Origin of the sequence: Serratia plymuthica NBRC 102599, from assembly GCF_001590925.1 — a bacterium.
Taxonomy (GTDB): Bacteria; Pseudomonadota; Gammaproteobacteria; order Enterobacterales; family Enterobacteriaceae; genus Serratia; species Serratia plymuthica.
This window is the reverse complement of the sequence record NZ_BCTU01000005.1, coordinates 64,782-90,435: the sequence shown is the minus strand read 5'-3', so window position 1 is coordinate 90,435 and position 25,654 is coordinate 64,782. Positions and strand designations below refer to the sequence as shown.

The 25,654-nt window shown below is 56.9% G+C and carries 21 protein-coding genes and 1 pseudogene; 8 read left to right on the top strand and 14 right to left on the bottom strand.

Annotated features, from left to right (window positions below):
* Positions 1-13: 13 nt before the first annotated feature.
* The 8 genes from SPL01S_RS03860 to yebS form a co-directional block, all read right to left on the bottom strand.
* The gene (locus tag SPL01S_RS03860) at positions 14-2,503 is read right to left on the bottom strand and encodes a fimbria/pilus outer membrane usher protein (protein WP_174523942.1); all 2,490 of its coding nucleotides are present in this window, start codon (positions 2,501-2,503) and stop codon (positions 14-16) included.
* Between the two features lie 7 nt (positions 2,504-2,510).
* Positions 2,511-3,275, bottom strand: coding sequence for a fimbrial biogenesis chaperone (locus tag SPL01S_RS03855; protein WP_062870606.1), 765 nt, complete (start codon positions 3,273-3,275; stop codon positions 2,511-2,513).
* Positions 3,276-3,298: 23 nt separating this feature from the next.
* Positions 3,299-3,847, bottom strand: a complete 549-nt coding sequence (locus SPL01S_RS03850) for a Csu type fimbrial protein (protein WP_063197674.1) — start codon at positions 3,845-3,847, stop codon at positions 3,299-3,301.
* Positions 3,848-3,852: 5 nt separating this feature from the next.
* A complete protein-coding gene (locus tag SPL01S_RS03845; RefSeq protein WP_063197672.1) occupies positions 3,853-4,356 on the bottom strand; it encodes a Csu type fimbrial protein in 504 nt (167 codons plus the stop codon).
* Between the two features lie 2 nt (positions 4,357-4,358).
* The gene (locus SPL01S_RS03840) at positions 4,359-4,898 is read right to left on the bottom strand and encodes a Csu type fimbrial protein (protein WP_063197670.1); all 540 of its coding nucleotides are present in this window, start codon (positions 4,896-4,898) and stop codon (positions 4,359-4,361) included.
* Positions 4,899-5,167: 269 nt separating this feature from the next.
* A complete protein-coding gene (gene rsmF / locus SPL01S_RS03835; RefSeq protein ID WP_111738448.1) occupies positions 5,168-6,604 on the bottom strand; it encodes a 16S rRNA (cytosine(1407)-C(5))-methyltransferase RsmF in 1,437 nt (478 codons plus the stop codon).
* A gap of 102 nt (positions 6,605-6,706) precedes the next feature.
* The gene (locus tag SPL01S_RS03830) at positions 6,707-9,337 is read right to left on the bottom strand and encodes a PqiB family protein (RefSeq protein ID WP_063197666.1); all 2,631 of its coding nucleotides are present in this window, start codon (positions 9,335-9,337) and stop codon (positions 6,707-6,709) included.
* A complete protein-coding gene (gene yebS / locus SPL01S_RS03825; protein WP_063197884.1) occupies positions 9,306-10,553 on the bottom strand; it encodes a membrane integrity lipid transport subunit YebS in 1,248 nt (415 codons plus the stop codon). Before yebS ends, SPL01S_RS03830 begins: the two co-directional genes overlap by 32 nt.
* Positions 10,554-11,157: 604 nt before the next feature.
* On the opposite strand from yebS, the gene msrC reads away from it, so the two are divergent.
* The 5 genes and pseudogenes from msrC to htpX all read left to right on the top strand — a co-directional run bounded on the left by msrC (position 11,158) and on the right by htpX (position 16,066).
* The gene (gene msrC, locus SPL01S_RS03820) at positions 11,158-11,655 is read left to right on the top strand and encodes a free L-methionine (R)-S-oxide reductase MsrC (protein ID WP_004943516.1); all 498 of its coding nucleotides are present in this window, start codon (positions 11,158-11,160) and stop codon (positions 11,653-11,655) included.
* A gap of 95 nt (positions 11,656-11,750) precedes the next feature.
* Positions 11,751-12,449, top strand: a pseudogene (proQ, locus tag SPL01S_RS03815) (RNA chaperone ProQ).
* A 19-nt stretch (positions 12,450-12,468) separates the two neighbouring features.
* Positions 12,469-14,514: a carboxy terminal-processing peptidase gene (prc, locus tag SPL01S_RS03810; protein WP_063197664.1), complete on the top strand. Its 2,046-nt coding sequence runs from the start codon at positions 12,469-12,471 to the stop codon at positions 14,512-14,514.
* Positions 14,515-14,607: 93 nt separating this feature from the next.
* Entirely contained in the window at positions 14,608-14,991 is a 384-nt protein-coding gene (locus tag SPL01S_RS03805) for a DUF4260 domain-containing protein (protein WP_232246013.1), read from the top strand.
* Positions 14,992-15,187: 196 nt separating this feature from the next.
* Positions 15,188-16,066, top strand: a complete 879-nt coding sequence (htpX, locus tag SPL01S_RS03800; RefSeq protein ID WP_004943526.1) for a protease HtpX — start codon at positions 15,188-15,190, stop codon at positions 16,064-16,066.
* Between the two features lie 48 nt (positions 16,067-16,114).
* Here htpX and SPL01S_RS03795 read toward each other — a convergent pair whose 3' ends face one another.
* Positions 16,115-17,509, bottom strand: coding sequence for an MFS transporter (locus SPL01S_RS03795; RefSeq protein ID WP_062871331.1), 1,395 nt, complete (start codon positions 17,507-17,509; stop codon positions 16,115-16,117).
* 230 nt (positions 17,510-17,739) lie between these two features.
* Between SPL01S_RS03795 and kdgR the strand changes: the two genes are divergently transcribed.
* On the top strand, positions 17,740-18,531 hold the full coding sequence (kdgR, locus tag SPL01S_RS03790; RefSeq protein ID WP_063197660.1) for a DNA-binding transcriptional regulator KdgR: 792 nt from the start codon (positions 17,740-17,742) through the stop codon (positions 18,529-18,531).
* Positions 18,532-18,660: 129 nt separating this feature from the next.
* Here kdgR and SPL01S_RS03785 read toward each other — a convergent pair whose 3' ends face one another.
* The 4 genes from SPL01S_RS03785 to SPL01S_RS03770 form a co-directional block, all read right to left on the bottom strand.
* Positions 18,661-20,052 (bottom strand): L-cystine transporter, encoded by a 1,392-nt coding sequence (locus tag SPL01S_RS03785; RefSeq protein WP_063197658.1) that lies wholly within the window; start codon positions 20,050-20,052, stop codon positions 18,661-18,663.
* Between the two features lie 182 nt (positions 20,053-20,234).
* The gene (locus SPL01S_RS03780; RefSeq protein WP_004943534.1) at positions 20,235-20,783 is read right to left on the bottom strand and encodes a metal-dependent hydrolase; all 549 of its coding nucleotides are present in this window, start codon (positions 20,781-20,783) and stop codon (positions 20,235-20,237) included.
* 449 nt (positions 20,784-21,232) lie between these two features.
* Complete coding sequence (gene hxpB / locus SPL01S_RS03775) at positions 21,233-21,898, bottom strand: hexitol phosphatase HxpB (RefSeq protein WP_063197656.1); 666 nt, start codon at positions 21,896-21,898, stop codon at positions 21,233-21,235.
* A 63-nt stretch (positions 21,899-21,961) separates the two neighbouring features.
* Complete coding sequence (locus tag SPL01S_RS03770) at positions 21,962-23,254, bottom strand: HdeD family acid-resistance protein (RefSeq protein WP_063197654.1); 1,293 nt, start codon at positions 23,252-23,254, stop codon at positions 21,962-21,964.
* 195 nt (positions 23,255-23,449) lie between these two features.
* On the opposite strand from SPL01S_RS03770, the gene SPL01S_RS03765 reads away from it, so the two are divergent.
* Positions 23,450-24,010, top strand: a complete 561-nt coding sequence (locus SPL01S_RS03765) for a YniB family protein (protein WP_004943543.1) — start codon at positions 23,450-23,452, stop codon at positions 24,008-24,010.
* A 40-nt stretch (positions 24,011-24,050) separates the two neighbouring features.
* Here SPL01S_RS03765 and SPL01S_RS03760 read toward each other — a convergent pair whose 3' ends face one another.
* Positions 24,051-24,920 carry a fructosamine kinase family protein gene (locus SPL01S_RS03760; protein WP_004943546.1) on the bottom strand — a complete coding sequence of 290 codons (870 nt, stop codon included), beginning with the start codon at positions 24,918-24,920 and terminating at the stop codon, positions 24,051-24,053.
* 255 nt (positions 24,921-25,175) lie between these two features.
* Between SPL01S_RS03760 and SPL01S_RS03755 the strand changes: the two genes are divergently transcribed.
* The gene (locus tag SPL01S_RS03755; RefSeq protein ID WP_063197652.1) at positions 25,176-25,625 is read left to right on the top strand and encodes a GNAT family N-acetyltransferase; all 450 of its coding nucleotides are present in this window, start codon (positions 25,176-25,178) and stop codon (positions 25,623-25,625) included.
* Positions 25,626-25,654 lie beyond the last annotated feature (29 nt).

The window sequence follows — 25,654 nt, the reverse complement described above, 5'->3', positions numbered from 1 at the left end:
TCTCCATAATGGGTTACTGGCAAACGATCGGCCCGATGCTCTGGATGCCCTGCGTTTTTGTCAGGCTGAACTGCGCCTGACAAGGTGCACCGCCGTCTGCGGGGATAACGCTCAACCGGTTGTGCTGCTGCACCGGATCCAGATAGGCCATGCCGTCCCAACCGACATAGCTGCGTTGACTGCCGCCGATAACTGCAACCTCACTGCCGTTGGCCAGCGGTTTGCCTTGCGCATTGACCAGTTTGACGTCGGCGGCGGCGATCGGCTGGACCGGAAAATCGACCAGGAAACCGCTGTGATCGCGGATCGCCACGGTTTTTTCGACGGTAGGAATGGCAACGTCCGCAGGGAGGTTGAGCGGGTCGATCTGGAATTTGGCGTGGTAATACGAGGTCACGGTCGGCACCAGCAGATAGCCTTTGGCGTTGGTCACGCCGATCAACTGATTTTCATAGCGCACCGGAATGTCCGGGTAGCCCTGGGTTGAGACCAGTGCGAAGGCGTCGTTGATGGTGTTGGTGGCGTAGAGATCGCTTTTCATCATGACCAGCGAACCGCTCACTTCTCCCCAGCGGGTATAGTCATCACTGTTGCCGTACATACCGGCGCGGGCCTCGAGCAAGCGGGTACGCCAGGTCATGTCGGCCTGACGGTAGCTGTTGCTGTCTTGTCCGTCCGCGTAGGCCAGGTTCCAGCCCAGGCCGCCGTCGGTCGGTGCGGCGCGGCTGTAGCTGACGCGTTCGCTCCACCGATTGTTGTTGTCGCGGGAAGCGCTGACGCTGGCGGTGCCCCAACTGTCGAAGGGAATGGAGAGCTGCAGCTGGGTGCTGTAACCGCTGCTGCCGATCTCCCGGTTGACCGAGGCATACAGGCTCATGTTACGCCATAACGACAGGCTGTAGGAGAAGTTGACCAGCCGGGTGCGCGTGCCGATAGCGTCACGCACGTCGAAATAGCCGGCGCCAATGCTGCCGGCGCGGCCAAGGCCGAGGCTGCCGGTGAGTTGATCGGTACGGCGGCTCAGGCGGTAGTCGCTTTTATACACCGAAATATCACCAAAGCCCGCGCTACGCAGGATGCGCTGGGCGTTGAGGCTGAAATACCGGTTGCTGTAGGTGTAGCCGAAGCTGCTTTGATCGCCCCGGTTGCTGGTGTATTGGTAGACCGCTTGCGGATCGGGCTGCGGCAATGGTTGGCCGGTCAGCGGATCGTAATAGTTCATCTGCCGCGAAGGGTGATAATCGTTAAACGCGCTGTCGCCAGCCTGGCTGTAACTGTACGATGCGTTAAACACGCCCCACTGGCCTAGGCGGATATCGGCACCTGCACCGCCCACCGCCAGTTCCGCCGCCGCTTCGGCGCGGCCTTCCATCGTCAACCAATCAGTGACGCCGTAACGCCCGCTGCCGCTGGTAACCCACTGACCGTAATCGGCTGAATTCAAGCCATAATTTCGGCGCAGGGCACCGGCGGAAAGGCTGAAATCACTCATGCCGGCCTGCAACAGGTTGCTGGCGACATAAAACGGCACCAGGGTGCTGACCTGGCGGCCCAGCGCGTCGGTGGTGACCACCCTGGCCTCGCCCGCACCGTTGATGTACGGCACCGTATCCAGGGTAAAGGGGCCGGGATTGACGCTGGTGGTGCTGTTTTTATAGCTGTTGATATACAGATCGACGCTGCTGGGCACCGCCGCCTGGCCGGAAAACTGCGGCAGCGGATAGGTGATAAGGTCTGGGCGGGCGGTAAAATTACGCGCCAGTTGGATGCCGCCAATACGCACGGCACTGCTCCAGGGCAGTGAACCGGTGGTGAGGTCGCCGGCGGTATAGCTGAGCAGACGCTCATCATCCGTGTAACGCCACTGGCTGTCGTAGCGAATATAGCGGCTCTCCTGGCTATCGCTGCTGGATCGGTTAAAGCTGCCACGGAAAATGCCGGTGTTCGCCACCACGCCAAAACCGTCAAACAGCCGCTGTTCGCTCCAGGCGGAAAGGTAGCCCGGCTGGCCGTCGGCGTTGCTTTGGCTGGCGTAAACGTCGTAATTGAACAGCAGACCGAGGCTGCTTTGCGCCGGCAGGCGATCCAGCGGATTCTGCGCGTTGAATTTTTGTTTGGGCAGCCAGTCGTTGGGGATGTTGATCAGCAATTGCTGGGTTTCGCCGCTGTAAGTGACATCCACCTGCTTCAACAGATCGACCGCAATTTCTTTTGCCTGCTTGTCCGCCACCGGCAGGCCGGCGTCGATCAATTGCTGCGGCGTGAGGTAATAGTGGCCGCCACGGTAGTTCACCGGCACCACTTTGCCGGTCTGGCGGCCATTGACCACCGGCTCCAGATACAGGGTGGTATCCGGCATGCTGATGGCGCTGGGCGGCGGCGGCAAATCATCGGCGTGCGCAAGCGTCGCCCACGGCGTGGCCACCGCGCAGAGTATGGCGAATGCCAACGGCTTCAGCCCGAATCCGTTGCTCCTGAGTGACGGCGTCCCTGTTAACCGCATGTGAAACTCAGTAAGACGAGAAGGTTATCGGTTGTTTATTGTCATTGACCGTGGCCTGCAGTTTACCGCTGCTGAAACTGCCTGAAGGCGGCACGGCAAAGCGCATTTGCGAACCGGGCAACACGTAACCCATCAGCCCGGCATTGAGCGTTTTTCCCTGTATCGTCACTTTGGAGATGCGTGCGTGCACGATGCCCTGATTACGCACCTCTAGCCAACGTTGGCTGCTTTGCTGCAATAGCCGATAGCTGAGTTGCGGTTGGTTGGCGGTGGCGTAGTCGCGCGGTTTTTCAGAATCCGGCTTGGTCCAGACGCCCTGGCCGCTGACAAACAGCGGCACGGAATAACGCATCTGGAATTTCAACCCCATCTGGGCGCCGGCGGGCGTGGATGAACTGTCGTTTTCTTTTACCGGTACTTCATCAATCAGAATGCGGTAGGCGCGTTCCTGGCCGGCGGGCGGCGGGGTCTGCTTAATCAGCCGGATCAACTGGCGCTTGCCCGGCGCTATCGAAGCGACCGGCGGGCTGGCGATCACTTCGCTCTGGTTACTGTAATCGTCTTTACCGTCGATTTGCCTCCAGCCAAGCACCCGTACCTGCATATAGACCGGTTTAGTGTCGCGGTTTTCCAACCACAGCGCCGTGGCGGGCTGTTGATCTTCAATCACCGGATCGATGGGCCAAATCAGAATCGACGCTGCGGCCAATGCCTGTTGCTGGCCGACCAGCAGCAGCGCTGCCGTCAATGGCAGACGGAAGGGGATACGCATAGCTAAATCCTTATTCAAAATACTTAATAAGTTACCGTCAGTAAGACCGTATCGTTGTAAGTGCCACTGGTGGGCAAGGTACTGGCCGAAAACAAACGGGCATAAACTTTTATTTCCTGAGTGCTGCCGGTGGCGGCGATCACTTGCGCAGTGCCGCCGTTGCCACCATCGCCCCACGGCGTGGCGTAGTTGTTGTCCTGGTAGAGTTGATAAAGCAGCGTCTCCGTAGTCAGGGTGTTTTTTAGTTTGCGCCCTGCGGAGATGGAACCGGTGATGTTGTTGCCTATGCCAAGCGCCAGCGTGACGCTCAGGCCCGGGTTGCAACGTAGCAGCACTGAACCGGCCCCGGCGCTGGAAACGATGCTGACATTGCTGGCCAACGAAGAGATCTGACCAAAGCTGAGGGTGCCGAAGGTGGTGACATCGCTGTTGCCGCTGCCCAAGACGCAACCTTTCACAACCGTCGCATTGACGGTAAACGGCGTGCTCTTTTGCAAGTCGTTGACGCCGGTGTCACCGATTACCGGGGCCGCCGTCATCCCGAGCAGCAGCCCGCAGGCTGAAATGCGCATTGCCTTTACCAATTGATGGTCACCTGTACGGTATCGGTGTAGCTGCCGACCGGCGGGGTGGATTGCACCGGGATCATGCCATACACCGGCAACCAGTTATCCTGGCCGTTAGCGGTTTGCGACACCCCGTTCAGGTTATCCCAAATGACGCTGTGGGCGCTGTTGGTGTACAGGTTGTAGTTTACCCGTTGGTTGGCGGCGCTCTGCAGGTAGCGGGCTGCGGTGTTGCCGCTTTGCCCGCCGCCGAGCAGCACGTTGTAGCTGGTGCCGTTGTTGCATTTCACGCGGATGGCGCCGGCATTTTGTTGCCCTGCTATGCTGACGGCGGTAGTGAGAAAATACACCGTGCCAAAGTTCAGCGAGCCGAAGCTGACGTTGCCCCCCGAGCTGCTGCCGGCTTCGCACGCATTCAGCAGAGTGGCGCTGACGCCAATATTGGCGGTTTTGCTATCGGCATAAACCGCCAGACTTAACGCCAGTAATCCGCAACCGAAAACCGCCTGCCGCACCCTTACCAGGTTACCGTCATCGTCACGGTATCGTTATAGGTATCGGCCGCCGGAGTGCTGCCTGCTGCCGGAACGCGTCCGTAGACAATCAGGGGAGTCGCTACACCGGTGCCGGTGCCGGTCAGAGCGTTGGCACCGCTGCCCCAGGCTGTAGCGCGGGCTTGATCCTGGTAGAGATTGTAATTGATAAAGGCGCCAGCGGTGCTGGCCATGCGGCGCTGGCTGCCGGTGGTCACGTGCAACCCGTTGTCCAGCGCTACGGTATAGTCGGTCCCGTCAGTGCAGGTCAGCGACAGCGTGCCAGCGCCGCCGGAACCGGTTGCGCTGGCGTCGATAATATTTGCAAGCGAGGAGTAGGTGCCGAAGCTGATGGAGCCAAAATCATTGACTGAGCCGCTGCTGTTTCCGCCACCCACTACGCAACCTGCGCCGATGGTTAACGTCACCCCCAGGTTGCCCTGAATGGTGCCTGCTGCGTGGGCTGCGCCGTTTGCGCACAGCAGGGTTGTTACCGAGGCCAATGCCACCAGAGTTTTTTTCATTTTTTATTCCTTGCTGTGCCAGAGAGATCCGCAAAGCGCCATCCGGAAAGGCTGAGCGCATTAATTTCTTTATAGGTTAATTAATAGAATAGGAATTCAGAATTGTCTTGGTGGGGGGCGAAAAATTGTCTTTATTTTGAAAGGTATCGATATTGCGCAGTCTGGGAAGCGGAAAGGCGTAAATGTAGAATCATTAGAAGGGTAATACTTACCCTTAGGAATATTATTAACGGTATAAGTTGGCCGGGATTTCCCGGCCAACTTATACATTATTGATGGAAATCCAAAGCGCCGTCGCGGACCAGTTCGCGCGGCAGATTGTTTTTAATCCGGCTGCCGATGCGTTTGGCAATACCCAGCGGCTGCTGTTGGTAGGTCACTATGCATTCATCGCTCTGCGGCGGTGTTTCCGGATACAGATCGCGGCCGTGATACCACTCTTGCGCCAGCGCGGCGTCCAGCTCGAAACGCTGTTTGCCGTCGGCAGTGGCCAGCGCGATGACGGCTTCATGCTGCCAGCGATACCCTTTAGGGAAAGACTCTGCCAGCTTCACCCCAATACGCGAGAAGCGCACTTTGCTGATCAGCGCCTCCAGTTCGGCAGGGAACAGCCAGATCTCTTTATCGCGCGCCCACAATCGGCTGGTTTCATCCCAGGCGAGGCCGGAAGCCGCAGCGGCCTGGCTAATCACGGCCGAATCCTTGCCGGAAAGCGGGGTGAACGGGAATTTGCCCAGTTTGTAGCTCGGTTTCGGCAAAGGGGTAACAGAATGGTTCTTGCGCAGGCGTGCCACGAAGAACCCCTCGCTGTCGTAGATCTGCGGGAAAACATGCAGGAAGCCTTCGGCGGTTAGCGCCTTTTCCGCACCGGGGAACAGCTCGCCCAGCGGTTCAATGCTCACCGCATCGCCATACGCCGCCAGCAGGCCGTTGACGATTTGTTGATTTTCCTGTGCGTTGAGCGTGCAGGTGGAGTAGACCATGACGCCGCCTGGGGCCAGTGCATGGAAAGCGCTGTCGAGCAGTTCGCGTTGGGTTGCCGCAATAGCGGTAACGCTTTCCGGCGACCAGTTGCTCATGGCGTCCGGATCTTTGCGCACCACGCCTTCGCCGGAGCAGGGGGCGTCCAGCAAAATGGCATCAAAGCTTTCCGGCAGCGCCGCGCCGAACACCCGGCCGTCAAAGTGGGTCAGCGCGACGTTTTTTACGCCACAGCGGCTGATGTTGGCGTGAAGGACTTTAACCCGGCTGGCGGAGTATTCGTTGGCCACGATACCGCCCTGATTGTTCATCAGCGCGGCAATCTGGGTGGTTTTGGAGCCCGGGGCGGCGGCGACGTCCAGCACCCGACGCGGTTTTTCCCGATCGGCGAACAGGGCGCTGACGGGCAGCATTGAACTGGCTTCCTGAATGTAAAACAGGCCGCTCAGGTGCTCCGCCGCGCTGCCAAGCCGCAACTCTTCATCCTCACGCTCGATCCAAAAACCTTCCGCACACCAGGGAATGGGTTCCAGCCGCCAGTCATAATCTTGTATCAACGCCTGAAAATCGGCGACGCTGATCTTCAACGTATTGACCCTCAGGCTGCGGCGCAGCGGGCGTTGGCAGGCGGCTATAAAATCGTCCATCGACAGTTCGGCGGGCATAATGGCGCGCGTCGCGTCGAGAAACGCGGGAGGCAAAAAAACGGAGGCAGGTTTGGCCACGGGGCGAGCTCTCTGGCAGCAATCAAAATAAGGGCGGGATTCTAGCATAAAAACGGGCCGACAGGGGGAGTGGGTGCCCCCTGCCGGCATTGGGTTACGCGCTTAATCCCGCGGGATTGCGGTGCCCCATTCTTTCCAGTCTTTCGGCTCTTCCGCATTCAGCATGAAGTGCTTGTTCGGCGTCGATTTAGGCGCCAGCGGAATGGTTGGCGGGGTGGCGAAGGCAATGCCGCCGCGGATGAACTGCTGGAAGGTGCCGCTCTTGATCACGCCGCCGGTCAGGCCAAACTGCAAGTTGTAGCCGGAGGCCAGCCAGAACACGCTGTTGTTGCGCACCAGGTGTTGATATTTCTTGCTGATGCGCAGCGCAACGTGAACGCGATCGGACATGGCGCCGAGATAGAAACCGGTGATGGTGCCCACTTCCATGCCACGGAACAGCACCGGCGTGCCGACCTGCAGCGAGCCGGTTTCCGCTGCGTCGAGGATCACGCTCAGGCCGTCCAGATAGCGTGAGTCGGTGATGCTGGCTTCCTGCAGTTCGAAGCTGCGCAGTTCGCGGCCGCGGCCTGGTTCAACGTTGATATACGGCTGCAGCAGCGTATCGAGGTTGCTGACCCCCGCGGCGGAAATTTCCGGCGACACTACGGAGAAACGGCTGCCCAGACGCGCGAAGGTCTGTACGTATTCCGGATACAGCACCGCCTTGGCCAGCACTTCATTGCGCTCCGGCGCCAGTTTAAGCGAATCCACCTGGCCAATATCGATGCCGAGATAACGCAACGGCATGCCGGGCGACAGTTTGCTGGCATCGTAAGTTCTCAGGACAATCTGGCTGCCTACCGCGCGGGCGGCGGTTTCATTGGCATACAGCACGCGTTTGGCGCCTTTATCCAGCGTCACGCCCTGCAGATTGTCGAAGCTGATGGCACCTTTCAACGCCCGGTTGAGCGGCGAAGCTTGTACCGTCAGGCCGCTGCCGTTCAGTTGCACCTTGGCGCCGCCTTCGGCCCAAAAGATGCTTTCGCTGGTCAGCAGTTTGCGGTATTCCGGGCTGATATAGACGTCCACCTCAAACTCGTTGGCTTTCGGGCGAACGTTAACAATCTCGCCCACCTGGAATTTGCGGTACAGCACCACCGAGCCGGTCTGCACGTCCGGCAGGCTGACGGCGTTCAGCGTAAGGGTTGGCGTTGGGCTGTTGCCGATAATGCCGGCTTCGGCCTTCTCGGCGTTGGCATACAGCGGATACTGGCCAACCGGTTCGCCCTTGCTGCCGGGGATGATGCGTACGCCGCCGTCCAGCCACTCTTGCGCGCTGGCGCCCAGCACTTCCATGCCGTCGATCCCCAGCTTGACGTCGACGCGGCTGTTGACCACGAATTTGCTGTCTTTATGCAGCAGACGGCGGTATTGGGCTTCGACGGCGGCGGTAAATACTACGCCGCTGTCGGTCAATGCGCGGCTCATCACCTGGCCGACTTTAACCCCATGCACAATCAGCGGCTGCCCTACGTCGATGCCGTAGCTTTGCGGGGCGTTGAGCGTTACGGTCAGCACACCCGGCTGTTGCAGCAGGGTTTCGCTGCTGTCGAGTACGTTGAAATGCTGCTGCGGTTCACCGTCGCCCGGCACCAGTTCCAGGGTATTGCCGGTCAGCAGTTGGCTGATTTTGGCGTCGTTAAGGCTGAGGCGCGGGCTGCGCATCACAATACGCGTTCCGCTGCGCATCAGATCCACCACCGAGGGATCGACAGTCAGTTCGCCGCTGACCTTGCTGTCCTGCTGGAGCGTCAGTTTGGTCAGGGTGCCCACCTGCAGCCCCTGGTAAATCAGTGGGGTGCGGTTCTCGCTGAGGTTATTGCCGCTCGGCAGATCAAGCGTAATGTTCACGCCGCGTTGACTGTGCGCCAGATCAGGGTACAGATCATAGCTTTGGTCGGCCTTGGCCTGTTGACCGTCCGGCGGCGAGTCAAAGGCGATTGCGCCGTTGACCAGCGCCGCCAGGCTCTCAACCTGCACCGAGGCGCCCGCCAGGCTGAAATCGCCCTTAAAGCCTGAAACATTCCAGAAGCGGCTGTTACCTTTCACCAGATTGGCGAAGCGGCGGTCGATCAGCACGTCGACAGTGACGCCCTTATTACCTTCGGCGATGGTGTAGTCGTAGACTTTGCCGACCGGAATCTTACGGTAATACACCAGCGAACCGGTATTGAGCGAACCGAGGTCGTCGGCATGCAGGTGAATCATCAGTTCACCGGTATTCAGACGGTATTTGGGCTGGGTATCGAGTGCGGTGAAATGGGTTTGCTCTTTGCCGCTGCCCGGCATCATACCGATGTAGTTACCGCCGACCAGCGCGTCCAGACCGGATATCCCGGCCAGTGAAGCCTTTGGCGTAACCAGCCAGAATTGGGTACCTTCGCGCAGCGAGTCTTCCAGATCGCTCTTGATGCTGGCTTCAACCACAATGCTGCGCAGATCCTTGCTCAGGCTGATGGACTGCACTGTGCCGACTTCCACCCCCTGATAGCGCACAGGAGTACGGCCCGCGACGATGCCCGCCGCAGACTGGAAATCGATGGTGACCGTGCTGCCGCGTTCCTGGAAGTTGCTATAAACCAACCACCCCGCGATCAGCAGGGCGATAAACGGCAGTAACCAGAATGGCGAAATGCGGCGCTTGTTTTTGACCCGCGCTTCAGTCGGTGTATTCGGCGTTTCCTGTTGCATGTGCATCCCAAATCAATCGGCTATCCAGCCACTCTACGGCAAGAATAGTTAAAATGACCGCAGAACCAAAGTAAAAGGCTGCCGGCCCCATAGTAAAAGATAACAGTTGGTCGCGATTCACCAGCGACATCATTAAGGCAATAACGAACAGATCGAGCATGGACCAGCGACCGATCCAGGTGACCAACCGCAGCAGACGAATGCGCGTCTTCAGGCTGTGCGAGGTCTTGAAGTGTATGCTGAACAGCAGGGTGATCAGCACTATGACTTTGGTGAAGGGGACCAGCACGCTGGCGATAAAAACGATAGCGGCGATCGGCGCGTTGCCGGAGGTCGCCAGCGACACTACCCCGGAGAAAATGGTGTCTTCCAATCGTGCGCCGTTGGCGTAGACGATTGAAATCGGCAGCAGGTTGGCCGGGATCAGCAAGATCATCGCCGCAATCAGCGCCGCCCAGGTTTTTTGCAGGCTATAGGGCTGGCGATGACACATGGGAATATGGCAGCGCGGGCAGCGTCCCTGCTCGTCCGGATAACCGGTGAAATGGCACGACAGGCACACATGCAGCGCCGTCGGCGGGCCTTCCGGTTGTTCCTGCGGATAATAACGTTCCCACAGCTGTTCCAGATTGACGTGGATCAGGGTCAGGATGCTGAGCAGAGTGAGCGACAGGTAGGCGATCAGCGCGCTGCCGGCCTGGATATCGGCATACTCTTTGACTTTGATCGCCGCCACCGCCATGCCGATCAGGTAAATATCGAGCATCACCCATTCTTTCAACCGTTCCAGCATCAATAATACCGGACGCAAATTCATGCCGAACGCGTGCCCGAAACGCAGATAAAGCAGCGACAGCGCCAACGTCAGCGGGGCACCCAGGGTACAGAACGCGACCATGCTGGCGGTAAGGGGATCGCCCTGGCGACTCATCTGCCAGATGCCTTCCAGCAGGCTGGCGTCGATGCGGGTGCCTAACAGGCGGATGCTGATCAAGGGTTCGCTGAAGGCGAAAGGCATCAGCAGCAGCATGGCGACCGCCATGGCGGTCAGGCGGGTCATTGACCAGTCGCGGCCATGCACCACTTTAGCATTGCAGCGCGGGCAGTAAGCGGCTTGATTGCCGTTCAGCGGCGGCAACACGAACAGCAGGTCGCATTCGCAACAGCGCTGGTGGCGTGCTTTGGAAAGAGGGCCGGTGATCGCGTGTATTTTCATCATGACAAAGCTGCTCTAAAGCCCGCCGGAGGGATAGCGTGGCTGAAAAATAAACCTGCTGTAACCCGCTTCGGGTAACGCGCGGCGCGGTAAACAGGGTTTCTGCGAGGCAAACATACCTTGCCCGGCAGGGGTTTGTGAAGCAACAGATGAATAACCCGCTGGCTATACGCATTTTTTGTAGGAAGGACAATGCGGACCGGCGATCGTCGCTGCGTTTTCTGGGGTGGTCTTTCTGGACATGGCCTCATTATAGCCACGGCGGCCATTTGCGGGCTGCCGGCGGGGCAATGGAGGGCCGACATTGAGCGTCGTTGAACGTCATAATTACCAATGCATTGATATTAAAAGAATAAAGTTCATGGCGGTTGACCCGTCGTTCCTTGTGCTAACTCCCTGTTTCAAAACGTCTCATGATTGCTTTGGACAACGCGACGCAATAGCAATTATGCTGGGGGCAAGCCGACAGGAAAATGGCAAGACAGCGAAACTACCTGCATGATATACAATAGAAAATCAAATCTATTGCCGCTTGCATACATTATGACTGGTTCCTGTGTTTCTCTCTCTATTCGGCATGGGAACAGATAACCATGGTTAACTAATGACAAAAGAAGAATTCTACGCGGAATTAAAACGCGATTTGAGTGCGCTGCTCGACGGGGAAACCAACTTCATTGCCGCACTGTCCAACGCCAGCGCGTTGATTAATGAGCGTCTCGACGACGTCAATTGGGCCGGCTTTTACCTGATGGACGGTAACCAACTGGTGCTCGGTCCGTTCCAGGGGAAAATCGCCTGCGTGCGCATTCCGGTGGGCAAGGGCGTATGTGGAACCGCAGTGGCGGAAAATCGCGTGCAGCGCGTTGGCGACGTCCACGCGTTCCCTGGCCATATCGCCTGCGACGCGGCCAGTAATGCGGAAATCGTACTGCCGCTGCGGGTTAGCGGTCAGATCATCGGCGTTCTTGATATCGACAGCACAGTTTATCAACGTTTCGACGAACAGGACCAACAGGGCCTGGAAGCAGTGGTGGCGGGGCTTTGCGTGCAACTGGAACACTGTGATAGTGCGAAATACATCACTGTGACGGCAAGTTGATCTACGGTTAACGTGGCATTTACCGATGACGTCATTATAATGACGCCTGTTCATGCCTGTGGCTTGTTGGCAACCCGTTGTAATCAGGAAATTTCATGGAAAATCAACCTAAGTTGAACTCTAGTAAAGAAGTCATTGCTTTTCTTGCCGAGCGTTTTCCGCTCTGCTTTAGCGCCGAGGGCGAAGCTCGCCCGTTGAAAATCGGTATTTTTTAAGATCTGGTAGAGCGTGTTCAGGGGGAAGAAAGCTTAAGCAAAACGCAATTACGTTCTGCACTGCGCCTGTACACCTCAAGCTGGCGTTATCTGTACGGTGTCAAAGTTGGCGCGCAGCGCGTCGATCTGGACGGTAATCCGTGCGGTGAGCTGGAACAGCAGCATGTCGATCATGCCCGCCAACAGCTTGAAGAAGCCAAAGCGCGCGTTCAGGCACAGCGTGCCGAACAAAATGCCAAAAAACGTGAAGCTGCCGGTGAATCAGCCGATGCCGAGCCACGCCGTCCACGTCCAGCCGGTAAAAAACCTGCTGCGCGTCGCGAAGGCGGAGCTACACCGGAGAACCGCAAGCCTCGCCCACAGCAAGCTCGTCAACCTCGTGCAGCAAAAGAGGAAAGCCAGCAGCGTCATGTGCCAGTCACGGATATCTCTAAACTGCAAATTGGCCAAGAAATCAAAGTCAGAGCAGGCCAGAGCGCGATGGATGCAACCGTACTTGAAATCGCTAAAGATGGCGTACGTGTGCAGCTCTCTTCCGGTCTGGCGATGATTGTGCGCGCAGAACACTTGCAGTTCTGATACGGAGGCCAACCAAGGCATGAACAAATTTGTCAGATTAACAGCAGTCGCGGGTCTGTTGTGGGCGGGTGTCAGTTACGGAGCGGATACAGCCAACATCCGCATCGATCAACTGCCTCAGCTTCATCAGGAACCGCAGCATGCTACTGTGAGTGAGCGCGTAACCTCGCGCTTCACTCGCTCTCATTACCGTCAGTTTGCCCTCGATGCGGATTTTTCAGGCAAGATCTTCGATCGCTACCTGAATATGCTGGACTACAACCATAACGTGTTGCTGGCCTCCGACGTGGCGCAGTTCGCCGACAAGCGCAATCAACTGGGCGAAGAACTGAAAAGCGGTAAGCTGGATACGCCATATGCGCTGTACAATCTGGCTCAGAAACGCCGTTTTGAGCGTTACACCTATGCGTTGTCGTTGCTCGAAAAGCCGATGAACTTTACCGGCAACGAAACTATCGATCTCGACCGCAGCAAAACGCCGTGGCCGAAAGACAAGGCCGAACTGGACAGCCTGTGGGATGCGAAAGTCAAATATGATGAGCTGAACCTCAAGCTGACCGGCAAAACCGACAAAGAAATCCGCGAAACGCTGACCAAGCGCTATCAGTTCGCCATTAAGCGCCTGACGCAAAGCAACAGCGAAGACGTGTTCCAACTGGCGATGAATGCCTTTGCGCATGAGATCGACCCGCACACCAACTATCTCTCCCCGCGCAACACCGAACAGTTCAACACCGAGATGAGCCTGTCATTGGAAGGCATTGGTGCGGTGCTGCAGATGGATGACGATTACACGTTGATCAACTCCATGGTACCGGGCGGCCCGGCCGCCAAGAGCAAGGCGATCACCGTGGGCGACCGCATTGTCGGCGTCGGTCAGACGGGTAAACCTGTGGTCGATGTTATCGGCTGGCGTCTGGACGACGTGGTTTCCCTGATCAAAGGGCCGAAGGGCAGTAAAGTCCGCCTGGAAATCCTGCCTGCCGGCAAGGGCACCAAAACCCGCGTTGTTACGCTGACACGCGAACGTATCCGCCTGGAAGACCGTGCGGTGAAAATGACCATCAAGACCGTCGGCAAAGAGAAAGTCGCGGTGATGGACATTCCTGGTTTCTACGTGGGCCTGACCGATGACGTGAAAGTGCAACTGCAGAAGATGGCCAAGCAGAACGTCAAGAGCCTGATTATCGATCTGCGGACCAACGGCGGCGGTGCGCTGACCGAAGCGGTCTCGCTCTCCGGCTTGTTCATTCCTAGCGGCCCGGTGGTGCAGGTGCGTGATAACAACGGCAAAGTGCGTGAAGACGCGGACACCGACGGCGTCGTTTATTACAAAGGCCCGCTGGTGGTGCTGGTTGACCGTTTCAGCGCCTCGGCTTCCGAGATCTTTGCCGCAGCGATGCAGGACTACGGCCGTGCGCTGATCGTCGGTGAACCGACCTTCGGTAAAGGTACCGTGCAACAGTATCGCTCGCTGAACCGCATTTACGATCAAATGCTGCGGCCGGAATGGCCGGCGCTGGGCTCGGTGCAATACACCATCCAGAAGTTCTATCGCGTTAACGGCGGCAGCACCCAGCGTAAGGGCGTAACGCCGGATATCCTGATGCCTACTGGCGTCGATCCAGCGGAAACCGGTGAGGCGTTCGAAGATAATGCCATGCCTTGGGACAGCATCAATGCGGCTACTTACAGCAAAACCGGCGACCTGACCGCGTTCGATCCTGAACTGCTGAAGGACCATGAGCAGCGTATCGCCAAGGATCCGGAGTTCCAGTACATCGCGCAGGACATCGCCCATTACAAGGCGTTGAAAGACAAGCGTAACATCGTCTCACTCAATCTTGCTCAGCGCGAGAAAGAGAACCACGATGATGACGCTACCCGTTTGCAGCGCATCAACGATCGTCTGCAGCGTGCCGGTAAGAAACCGTTGAAGGCGTTGGAAGATTTGCCGAAGGATTACCAGGAGCCGGACCCATACCTGGATGAAAGCGTGCATATCGCACTGGATCTGGCTCACCTTGAACAGGCGCAGCCAACCCAGCAGCCGGCGGCGAAGTAACGCAGCCGGGTAAATAAAAAAACGCACCTTCGGGTGCGTTTTTTGTTAAGCGCAGTTGAAGGCGCATTTAGGCGCCAAACATCCTGTGAGGCAATGATGAGCGAACTAACGCCCCCGATGCGCGTTATTCTGCGGCTTGAGTCGCTGCTGGTTCTGTTGGTGTCCGTAGCGCTGTATCAGCACCAGGAATACAGCTGGTGGCTGTTCGCTGGCTGTTTCCTGATACCGGACATGTCGTTCCTGGGTTATGCGTTTGGCAAAAAGGTGGGGGCGATCGGTTATAACCTTGCTCATTCCTATATCGGCCCGGTGCTGTGCGCCTTACTGTTTGTCCTTTTCCCACAGCCGTTCTGGCTGATAACGGCGCTGATTTGGTGTGCCCATATCGGTTTTGACCGCACCTTGGGCTACGGGTTGAAATATGCCCAAGGTTTCGCCTATACCCACCTTGGGCGTTTGAACGACAAACACCGCTGATTTGCCGCAGAAAAACCACCGCATTACGCAACAATCGTTTACAATTTGAAAAGCCATGCTGGAACGCCGATTTTGTAAAGTTTCGTATTTTTAGTAGGTTAATGGCGTGCAACTCTTGAAACTGTGACGAATGCCCATACGATCTAGGGTATCCGAGACAGCGTTTTGTTAACATTTATGAGGAAGTAAACATTTTATGATGCGTATAGCTCTGTTCCTGCTCACCAACCTGGCGGTGATGTTGGTTTTCGGGCTGGTGCTCAGCCTGACAGGAATCCAATCCAGTAGCGTTCAGGGCCTGATGATTATGGCCGGTCTGTTTGGTTTCGGCGGTTCGTTTGTCTCCTTGCTGATGTCCAAATGGATGGCGCTGCGCTCCGTAGGCGGGGAAGTGATTGAACAGCCGCGTAACGAAACCGAAAACTGGTTGCTGGAAACGGTGCGCCGCCAGTCGCAGCAGGCGGGCATTGCCATGCCGCAGGTCGCTATTTATCACGCACCGGACATTAACGCTTTCGCCACCGGCGCACGCCGCGATGCCTCGCTGGTTGCCGTCAGTACCGGCCTGTTGCAGAGCATGAGTCGGGATGAAGCGGAAGCGGTTATCGCGCACGAAATCAGCCACGTCGCCAACGGCGACATGGTCACCATGACGCTGATTCAGGGCATCGTGAACACCTTCGTGATCTTTATCTCGCGCCTGATTGCGCAAGTGGCCGCCGGTTTCCTCGGCAACCGCGACGGTGAAGGCGAAAGCAACGGCAACCCGATGATTTACTTCGGCGTGTCGATGGTGCTGGAATTGGTGTTCGGCATTCTGGCCAGCATCATCACCATGTGGTTCTCACGCCACCGTGAGTTCTACGCCGATGCAGGTTCCGCCAAATTGGTGGGCCGCGAGAAGATGATTGCTGCGCTGCAGCGTCTGAAAACCAGCTACGAGCCGCAGGAAGCGGGCAGCATGATGGCGTTTTGCATCAACGGCAAATCCAAGTCGTTCAGCGAACTGTTCATGTCGCACCCACCGCTCGACAAGCGTATCGAAGCGCTGCGTTCAGGTCAGTACCTGAAGTAACGCTGAGAAGGTTAAAAACCCCGGCTTGCCGGGGTTTTTTTATGTCTGCTATTTGGCTTGCGGGCTGTGTTCCACCGGCTCCGCGCGCGGTTGGGTGATTCGCAGGCTGCTGACCGCTGCCGCCAGCGTGGCGAAGGTGCCGGCGAGGATCAGCGAGGCGTGCGTACCGGAGGTGGGAAACAGATTGAACATCAGCGCCACCAGCGCGGCGCCGGAGGTTTGTCCCAACAGGCGGGCGGTGCCGAGCATGCCGCTGGCGCCGCCGCTGCGGTTACGGGGCGCGGCAGAAATAATGGTGTGGTTATTGGGTGACTGGAACAGCCCGAATCCGGCGCCGCACAGCACCATACGCCAGATGATATCCAGGTCCGACGGGTTATGCGGCAGCATCGCCAGCAGGAACAGCCCTAGCGCAAACACTCCCAACCCGATACAGCCCAACAGCCCGGCGTGAACGCGCTCCACCAGCCGCCCGGCGATCGGTGCCATAACGATAATCGCCAGCGGCCAGGGTGTCAGCAGCAGCCCGGTAGCTACCTCATCGCGGCCCAACGTGCTTTGCAGAAAGAACGGCAGCGAAACCATCGCCAGCATTTGTGCAGCGAAGGAACAGATCGAGGTGCCCATCGACAGGGCGAAAATCGGGATGCGCAGCAGGTCGACCGGCAGCAGCGGAAACTCTTGCCGCAGTTGGCGACGGACGAAGAAGAAGCCGATCACCATCAGTACGGCGATCTCGCTGAATATCAGCGTCAGGCTCTGACCCTGGGCAAAGCCGCTGATGGCAGTGATCAGCAGCCCGAAGGTCAGGGCGTTCATCACGGCGCTGGTCGGGTCAAAACGCTGATTGCTGCTTTTCTGGCTGTTGGCGGGCAGGTACTTCATCCCCAGCGCCAGCGCCACAATGCCAATCGGCAGATTAATGGCGAACAGCCATTGCCAGGATGCCACGGACAGTATCGCCGCCGCTACCGTGGGGCCCGCCGCCGAGGAAAAAGCGACAATCAGTGAGTTGATGCCCATGCCGCGCCCGAGAAAGCGCTGCGGATAGATAATGCGGATAAGCGCGGTGTTGACGCTCATGATGGCGGCGGCGCCAAACCCCTGCAGCACGCGGGCTATGGTCAATGTCACCAGCGAATCGGACAGCGCGCAAAACAGCGAGGTAATGCTGAAGACCAACAAGCCGGCCTGATAGATACGGCGATAACCAATCAGGTCACCGAGCGAGGCCAGCGACAGCAGCGAAATGGTGATGGCCAACTGATAGGCGTTAACCACCCAGATCGAACTGGCTGGGCTGGCGTTCAGATCGCGGGCGATGGTGGGCAGCGCCACATTGGCGATCGCACCGTCAAGCACGGAAACGGTAATGCCCAGGGCGATGGCGAGGATGGCCCCATAGCGTTGAGGGACGGGGAGGCCGTCAGTACAAGAACGCATGTTGATCTCGAAGGTATTAATACAGGGGAGTATTAACATGCTAATCATATTCGTCGGTAATTGCACCTTCAGTGGCCGGCTCAATTGTAATAACCGATGAGAATTAGAGTCTAATTCATTCATCTTCAAGCATTTTTTCTTGGTTTCATTGCAGGGTATCAAGGCTTGCGCGTATACTGAAACCCGTGTTCAAATTTCTTAAAACAGAAAAGCTGAGTAGGGCATTTACTATGGCTAACGCAGATTTAGATAAACAACCGGATTCTGTTTCATCAGTGCTGAAAGTGTTTGGTCTCTTGCAAGCACTGGGCGATGAACGCGAAATCGGCATTACTGAGCTTTCCCAACGGGTGATGATGTCCAAAAGCACCGTCTATCGTTTTCTGCAGACCATGAAGTCGCTGGGCTATGTGTCGCAGGAAGGGGAATCGGAAAAATATGCGCTTACTCTCAAGCTGTTTGAACTCGGTGCCAAGTCGCTGCAGAACGTCGATCTGGTCCGCAGCGCCGATATTCAGATGCGCGAGTTGTCGAATCACACCCGTGAAACCATTCACCTCGGGGCGCTGGATGAAGACAGTATTGTCTACATCCATAAAATCGACTCGATGTACAACCTGCAGATGTATTCGCGCATCGGCCGCCGTAATCCGCTGCACAGCACCGCCATCGGTAAAGTGCTGCTGGCTTGGCGCGATCGGGCGGAAGTGGAAGCAATTCTGTCGCAGATTGAGTTTACCCGCAGTACTCCGAATACCCTTACCAGCGCCGCTACGCTGCTGTCAGTATTGGAACAGGTGCGCGAGCACGGAGTGGGTGAAGACATTGAAGAACAGGAAGAGGGGCTGCGTTGCATTGCGGTGCCGGTATTCGATCGCTTTGGCGTGGTGATCGCCGGGCTTAGCATTTCGTTCCCCACTATCCGTTTCTCCGAGGAGGCCAAGGCGGATTACGTTAAACGCCTGCATGCTGCCGCACGTAACATTTCCGATCAAATGGGCTACCACGATTATCCCTTTTGATCCTGCCGGTGGTTGATGCCTAAAGGTGTGCCGTTCACGGGAGCGCCTTTATCCTTTAAATGAACCGCTATCGCAGACATAAAAAAACCGGAGCATCGCAGCTCCGGTTTTTTTATTGCGGACGCTCACTTATTGGTGAGCCAGTTCCACTTCGTCTTCGCTGTCCATGATGCTTTTGTCCGTCTGCTTCATCAACTGGCTGGTGACGGTGCCGGCGGTCATTGAGCCGCTGACGTTCAGTGCGGTACGCCCCATGTCGATCAAGGGTTCGACCGAAATCAGCAGGGCAACCAGCGTGACCGGCAGGCCCAGCGCAGGCAGTACAATCAGCGCAGCGAAGGTGGCACCGCCGCCCACACCGGCAACGCCGGCAGAGCTGATGGTGACGATACCCACCAACGTGGCGATCCACACCGGATCCAGCGGGTTGATGCCAACGGTTGGGGCAACCATAACCGCCAACATCGCCGGATACAGGCCTGCACACCCGTTCTGGCCGATGGTAGCGCCGAACGAAGCGGAGAAGCTGGCGATGGATTCCGGCACGCCCAGGCGGCGAGTCTGCGCTTCAACATTCAGTGGAATGCTGGCGGCGCTGGAGCGGCTGGTGAAGGCGAAGGTGATGACCGGCCAGACCTTGCGGAAGAATTTCGCCGGGTTAACGCCGGTGAAGGCCAACAGCAGGGCGTGTACCCCAAACATGATTGCCAGACCGAGGTAAGATGCCACCACGAAGCTGCCGAGTTTGACGATGTCGTGGATGTTGGAACCGGCCACCACTTTGGTCATTAACGCCAGTACGCCGTACGGAGTCAGTTTCATCACCAGGCGCACCAGCTTCATCACCCAGGATTGCAGGGTGTCGATAGCCACCAGCACGCGCTGGCCTTTCTCTTTATCGTCTTTCAGCAACTGCAGCGAAGCCACACCCAGGAAGGCGGCGAAGATCACTACGCTGATGATTGAGGTTGGGCTGGCACCGGTCAGATCGGCGAACGGGTTTTTCGGCACGAACGACAGCACCAGTTGCGGTACGGTCAGGTCCGCCACTTTACCGACGTAGTTGCTCTGGATAGCCGCCATGCGCGCGCTTTCCTGCGTGCCCTGGACCAGGCCTTCTGCGGTCAGGCCAAACAGGTTGGTCACCAGCACACCCACCAATGCGGCGATAAGCGTGGTGAACAGCAGGGTGCCGATGGTCAGGAAACTGATCTTGCCCAGTGAAGAGGCATTGTGCAGCTTGGCTACCGCGCTCAGGATTGAGGCAAATACCAGCGGCATTACGATCATTTGCAGCAGTTGCACATAGCCGTTACCGACAATGTTGAACCAACTGATGGATTCTTTCAGGACTGGGTTATCCGAGCCATACACCAGTTGCAGGCCCAGGCCGAACACTACGCCCATCACCAGGCCGATCAGTACTTTTTTCGCCAGGCTCCATTGCTTATGGCGGGTTTGCGCCAACAGCAAAAGGAGGGCGACAAAAACCACCACGTTAATTACCAGCGGAAAATTCATCCCCAATGTCTCCAATCATTTTTCTTATATAAAAACGGCTACGCGCCAAGGTGTAACGAATCAAATATCGTAACAGTTTGCGCAACAGCTCACTTATATTCAAATGGAATTTGATATAACTTTGAATGTGAATTTGTTTAATTAATATGCTTTATGAATGGTTAGTGGCCGGTTTTTTGTGATCACAGTCTGATATTTTTGATTTGCTCAAAATAGGACTGCACAGGAATGGTGCACCCTCCTTGCCAATAGATAGCGAAGGCCACCAGGCAGAGGCAAAGGGCTCGCTCCAACTGGTTGCCTTTCTGGGAATTTAGCACCGGCAGGCGAAAGCGCCAGCGGCAGGGCCAGAGCAAGGGTACGCCGGCAGGGGTGAGCATATCGGCCAACAGGTGGCTGAAATAGCCAATAATCATCGCATGCAGCACGTCGGGCGGGATAGGCCAACTGCGCGGCACATCTAACTGGAATAGCGCCATACCGCCGGCGATCGCCAGCAGGCTGTGGGTGAAACCGCGATGCCCGAAGGCTCTGGAGATGGGAATGGCAATCCAGCGCAGGCGTTGGCCCAGGACCGATTTGGGGTGATCGATATCGGGCAGCAGTGAGGTTAGCAGTGCGGCAGGGATAATGTGCCACCAGTCGCCGGTGGCCAGCTCCGGTGTCACCTCGGCCTTCTTGGCGAAAATCGCGCAAGCGACAGAGAAAATAAGATGTCCTTCCGCGGTCATGCTGTTGTTGTTCCGGCTGATAAACTGTTAATTTATCCAGTATATGGGAAAATTAACAGTTGCGGAAGCGGTTACCCTGTAACTAATTGTTTGTTTTACCCGGTTTTACAACGAGTTGTTACGTAAAAGGTTAAGCATTGACCGTTGTGGATGCCGTGGATGATCGTAAGGAATGCGTTGACTACCTCCAGCGAATGCATCTCGACTGTAGGCCTGCGGGAGAAAGCGCCGAGCGGCAGAGTTGCGCTGCGTGGCAGTGACAGCGCTTACCGGCTACCCGGCGCTTTCTTGATGCCTCAGCATAGATATTCCGGTACATTAATTCAATAAAAATGAAATAATGTTTTATTTATTTTCAGGCCTAAGGCAGGGTCTTGAAAATTAGCGGGAGGAACCAGGGGATAAAAGAGAGAGGCAGGGCGGCAGCGCGATAACGCCACCGCGAAAGATTACGCCAGATGGCCGGGAGTGAGCTGTTCGAGGGTATCGAGTTTATGGTCCGCCAGTGCCCAGCGCGTGTCGTGGCGATACTCTTGCGCCGGGATGACGATTGAACGCATTCTCGCGGCCTTGGTGGCAATCATGCCGTTGAACGAGTCTTCCAGCGTGATGCAGCGCAACGGATCGCTGCCGAGACGTTCGGCGGCGATAAGGTAAACCTCCGGGTGCGGTTTGCTGTAAGGCAGATATTCGGCGGACACCAGTTGATCGAAATACCCCGCCAGATCGAACATCTTCAACACCTGTCGTTGCATGTGCAGCGGCGATGCGGAGGCCAGGCCAATCTTCAGATCCAGACTGCGGCACAGTTCCAACGCCTGTTGCACGCCCGGCAGCAACGGCCTTTTTTCGTGTACCAGCTCAATGGCGCGTTCAATAATCCGCGCGGAGACTTCCTCCAGCGAAACGCCTTGCCACGGCATGGCCTGAAACCACATTTTCACCACCAGATCGATGCGTAGCCCGAGGGTGTCCGGCAGTTTATGGCGGTCAGACAGATCCAGCCCCAGCGAGCCAAAGATATCCAGCTCCGCCTGCAGCCACAGCGGTTCTGAGTCGATCAACAAACCGTCCATATCAAAAATAGCGGTTTCAATGCGTTGCGAATAGGCCATTAGCGATGAGCTCCTGCCGGCGTCGGTGAATGTGCCACCACTTTAGCATCGCCGGGAACCAGACTAAAATTTTTGCCTGCCGGATTGCGTCGCATTCGCTTTTGGCGCCTTGCCGAAACGCAGGATACGCCACAGATCGCGCAGTTTTGACCACCAGCGCTGGTGCTGTCGCTCGGTAACCTGCTGTAGCATGCGGGCATAGTCCAGCACCAACCCCGGCGTCCAGGTCATGGTCTCTCCGCGGCTACGCAACACCGCCAGCATCCACAGGTTGGGGTCGAGGATCAAAAACAGAAAGCGCCGCCACAGAGGTTTGTCGCCCAATACGCCCTCCAACGCACTGTCCAGCGCCAGGATCACCGTGGTGGAACAGTTGCGGCGCGTCAGGTTGTAGGTTGTGTCCTGGCGATACCCTTGCCAGAAGGCGTGCAAGGCAGCTGGGTTATAACGGCGGAACTGGATTTTCTTGTCGGGTGCGCACCAGGCCGCCACCTCTTGCTGCAAGCCGGGCAGAAAGCGACCCTCGACGTTGTTTTGTTCGCCGGAGTGCAGTAACTGACGGAAATCCTGCACTGAATGGCTGATGTCATTCAGCGGATAATGGCTGATGTACAAATCCGGGGCCAGCGCCAGAGCGGCATGCCCGGTGGAGATATGGCCGCCGCCATCCACTGCGGCGATATAGCGGTCAACAATGTAGCGCCGGCGCGCATCTTTCGCCGCCGCCACCGGAGTCCAGACATAGACCGTCAAGGGGGCAGCCTGAACCGTTAGCGCAGCAGCAGGTTGCTGTCGGTTCAGGGAGAAGCTCTCCAGCCGCTGTGCAATGCGCAGTAACGCCCAGCCCGACAGCAAAAGCATGACGCCGACGCAAAAGGGGACCGTCATGCGGTGCGGCACCGGCCAGCCGGTAAAAATAAATAGCGACAGCAAGATTTCGAAACCGCCCGCCAACGCGATCAGTTTCCAGCGGCTGTGCTGGATCAGGGTAGAAGAGGCGATACGCACTGAACCGTCCAGCAGCAACGCGCTGCCGAACACCAGAGTGGCGACAATATTGTCGTCTGCGGGGACGTCCAGCACCAAAAAAGCCATCACCAGAAAACCCAGCCCCTTTAGCAATACCGGTCGGCTGGCAGTGGAGCCAATCACCAGTGCGGCGGAGATCGCCACCAGCCCCTCGAGTGCCAGTACCACCGCCAGTGCGTCCAGCGCCAACACCGAGCGGCCATCTTCTAGCACGTCAATTAACATCAGCAGACCGACGGCGATCCATGCCCAGCCAAACAGCAGCAGCGCACGCCGCTGACCGCGCAGCGCCTGTGGACCCAATAACAAGATGATAAGGCGAACCATGGCGCCCCCTTTCAGAACGGATTGAATTAACTATATAGCCATTTAACGAGAATGCGTTGTCACCGTTAAGTTGTTGAAAACGGATAATCCCGGCTACGCTTGTAGCACAGCAAGGCTAAAGAAAACGGTGGGCGAGTTTCAGTAACTACAGGTAGACTTAGCCAATTACGGTTACGTCGCTTACAAGGGGAACACATGACGTATCAACAGGCTGGGCGCATCGCCATTGTGAAACGTATTCTTGGTTGGGTAGTTTTCATCCCCGCGTTGCTGTCAACGCTGATCTCGCTGCTGCTGTTTTTCTATCAGCACAGTGAGAAGACCAAAGGCATTAATGCGGTGATGCTGGATTTTGTCCACGTCATGGTGGATATGGTGCGCTTCAATACGCCGTTCCTGAATATCTTCTGGTATAACTCGCCGGTGCCGGACGTAGCGAAAAGCCTGTTCAGCGGCGCCAATCTGATGTTTATCGTTATCTATTTTTTGATTTTTGTCGGGCTGGCGCTGCAAGCCTCAGGTGCACGCATGTCACGCCAGGTGAAGTTTATCCGTGAAGGCCTGGAGGACCAGATGATCCTCGAGCAGGCCAAGGGCAGTGAAGGGCATACGCGTGTGCAACTGGAAGAACGCATTACGCTGCCACGCCACACCATTTTTCTGCAGTACTTCCCGTTGTACATTCTGCCGGTAGTGATCGCGGTCATTGCCTGGTTCGTCATCAAGTTACTCGGCCAACTGGCTGGCGCCGCTTAAGACTGGACGAGGCCAAGGCGCTGGATTCAGCGCCTTGATACTATCGCGCTTGAGGGTGCAGCAACGCGTCTACCGCACGCTGCGCCTTGACCAGATGTTGGCCGCCGAACAGATTGCTGTGGTTAAGCAGGTAATACAGTTGATACAGCGGCTGGCGTTCAATAAAGCCATGTTCCAACGGCCAGACACTCTGATACCCGTCATAAATCTGCGGCGGTAGCTCAGGGTGCAGTGGCAGCATCGCCAGATCGCACTCGCGATCGCCCCAGTAGCTGGCAGGATCGAACAGGATCGGACCGTCGGCGGTCATGCCGCAGTTTCCCGGCCACAGGTTGCCGTGCAGCAGTGAAGGTTGCGGCTGATGGTGTTGCAGGCGTAGATACACTACGTCGATAATTTCATCAATATCACCAAAGGTCATGCCTTTCTCCGCCGCCAACTGCAGCTGCCAGCCGATGCGTTGCTCGGCAAAGAATTCCGACCAGCGGCGCTGCCAGGCATTGGGTTGTGGAGTGGTGGTCAAATCGTTATCGAAGTCGAGGCCGAACTGCGGCTGTTCACTCCATTTATGCAGATGAGCCAGCTGTTGGCCGAGGCAATGAGCGCCGTGGGCATCGAAGGGTTTCAGCGGCTGGTATTCCAGCAGCAGGAAGCTGTAGTCACGATCGCTGCCGACGCCATAAACCTGCGGCACCCGCACGGTTTTACTGCGTGCCAGTAGGGCCAGCTGATCGGCTTCGGCGGTAAAGATCGGTAGCATTTCGCGGGCATCACATTTGACAAATACCTCGTTGTCACCGTAACTCACGCGCCACGCCGGGTGGATCTCTCCCCCGGGCAGTTCAGTCCTTTCGCGGATTTCTGCGCTGCCAAGATGTTCACTTAACAGACGGCTAACGGCTTGCCACATGGTACACCCCCTCTGTGTTGCCTGCGAATTCATTAGGTTAGCCTCTTTACCGTTCCGAAAACACGACCTGGCGCACAGCTGGCACCGACGGAAGGCGATTTTTTCGCCAGTCGCGTTTGCTCAAAGTATATACGCTATTGATTCATTTAAGCACGCGGCCTATTGCAACTTCATGGCACCGGAGCGATGTTTATCAGGTTGGCGGCAACAGGATTCGTATAGAATGATTTTTATAATCAATAAGATGAGGGAGTTATGGAGCAGAACCGGCAGTGGCGTCGCGACGAATACCTGATAGATACGGATAAAAGTGAATTAAATTTGGCGTTCACTCACGCATTTTTGACCACCTCGAGTTGGGCGTCAGGCATTTCTCAGGAGACTGTGCAACTTTCCATCGACAACAGCCTGTGTTTTGGCCTCTATCATCACCGGCAACAGATAGGTTTTGCGCGTCTGGTGACGGATTACGCCACCTTCGGTTATCTGTGCGATGTGTTTGTCGCGCCGGATTATCAGGGGCGTGGGCTGGCCCGCTGGCTGATGGACTGCACGCTGGAACATCCACTGCTGCAGCGGTTGCGGCGCGTTATACTGGTGACCGGCACCGCGCCGTGGCTGTATCAAAAAGTGGGATATGAAGCGCTGAATCGTCAGGACTATGTCTGGCATATCGTTCGGCCAGATATCTACCGGCAGCGGTAAGGATAAGCGGCGGTGAGGGGGCTCACCGC

What these genes read in the sequence shown, in the direction of transcription:
- SPL01S_RS03860 (WP_174523942.1), bottom strand. Translation starts at nt 2,503, where the DNA reads ATGCGGTTAACAGGGACGCCGTCACTCAGGAGCAACGGATTCGGGCTG.
- SPL01S_RS03855 (WP_062870606.1), bottom strand. Translation starts at nt 3,275, where the DNA reads ATGCGTATCCCCTTCCGTCTGCCATTGACGGCAGCGCTGCTGCTGGTC.
- SPL01S_RS03850 (WP_063197674.1), bottom strand. Translation starts at nt 3,847, where the DNA reads ATGCGCATTTCAGCCTGCGGGCTGCTGCTCGGGATGACGGCGGCCCCG.
- SPL01S_RS03840 (WP_063197670.1), bottom strand. Translation starts at nt 4,898, where the DNA reads ATGAAAAAAACTCTGGTGGCATTGGCCTCGGTAACAACCCTGCTGTGC.
- SPL01S_RS03830 (WP_063197666.1), bottom strand. Translation starts at nt 9,337, where the DNA reads ATGCAACAGGAAACGCCGAATACACCGACTGAAGCGCGGGTCAAAAAC.
- yebS (WP_063197884.1), bottom strand. Translation starts at nt 10,553, where the DNA reads ATGAAAATACACGCGATCACCGGCCCTCTTTCCAAAGCACGCCACCAG.
- msrC (WP_004943516.1), top strand. Translation starts at nt 11,158, where the DNA reads ATGACAAAAGAAGAATTCTACGCGGAATTAAAACGCGATTTGAGTGCG.
- prc (WP_063197664.1), top strand. Translation starts at nt 12,469, where the DNA reads ATGAACAAATTTGTCAGATTAACAGCAGTCGCGGGTCTGTTGTGGGCG.
- SPL01S_RS03805 (WP_232246013.1), top strand. Translation starts at nt 14,608, where the DNA reads ATGATGAGCGAACTAACGCCCCCGATGCGCGTTATTCTGCGGCTTGAG.
- htpX (WP_004943526.1), top strand. Translation starts at nt 15,188, where the DNA reads ATGATGCGTATAGCTCTGTTCCTGCTCACCAACCTGGCGGTGATGTTG.
- SPL01S_RS03795 (WP_062871331.1), bottom strand. Translation starts at nt 17,509, where the DNA reads ATGCGTTCTTGTACTGACGGCCTCCCCGTCCCTCAACGCTATGGGGCC.
- kdgR (WP_063197660.1), top strand. Translation starts at nt 17,740, where the DNA reads ATGGCTAACGCAGATTTAGATAAACAACCGGATTCTGTTTCATCAGTG.
- SPL01S_RS03785 (WP_063197658.1), bottom strand. Translation starts at nt 20,052, where the DNA reads ATGAATTTTCCGCTGGTAATTAACGTGGTGGTTTTTGTCGCCCTCCTT.
- SPL01S_RS03780 (WP_004943534.1), bottom strand. Translation starts at nt 20,783, where the DNA reads ATGACCGCGGAAGGACATCTTATTTTCTCTGTCGCTTGCGCGATTTTC.
- hxpB (WP_063197656.1), bottom strand. Translation starts at nt 21,898, where the DNA reads ATGGCCTATTCGCAACGCATTGAAACCGCTATTTTTGATATGGACGGT.
- SPL01S_RS03770 (WP_063197654.1), bottom strand. Translation starts at nt 23,254, where the DNA reads ATGGTTCGCCTTATCATCTTGTTATTGGGTCCACAGGCGCTGCGCGGT.
- SPL01S_RS03765 (WP_004943543.1), top strand. Translation starts at nt 23,450, where the DNA reads ATGACGTATCAACAGGCTGGGCGCATCGCCATTGTGAAACGTATTCTT.
- SPL01S_RS03760 (WP_004943546.1), bottom strand. Translation starts at nt 24,920, where the DNA reads ATGTGGCAAGCCGTTAGCCGTCTGTTAAGTGAACATCTTGGCAGCGCA.
- SPL01S_RS03755 (WP_063197652.1), top strand. Translation starts at nt 25,176, where the DNA reads ATGGAGCAGAACCGGCAGTGGCGTCGCGACGAATACCTGATAGATACG.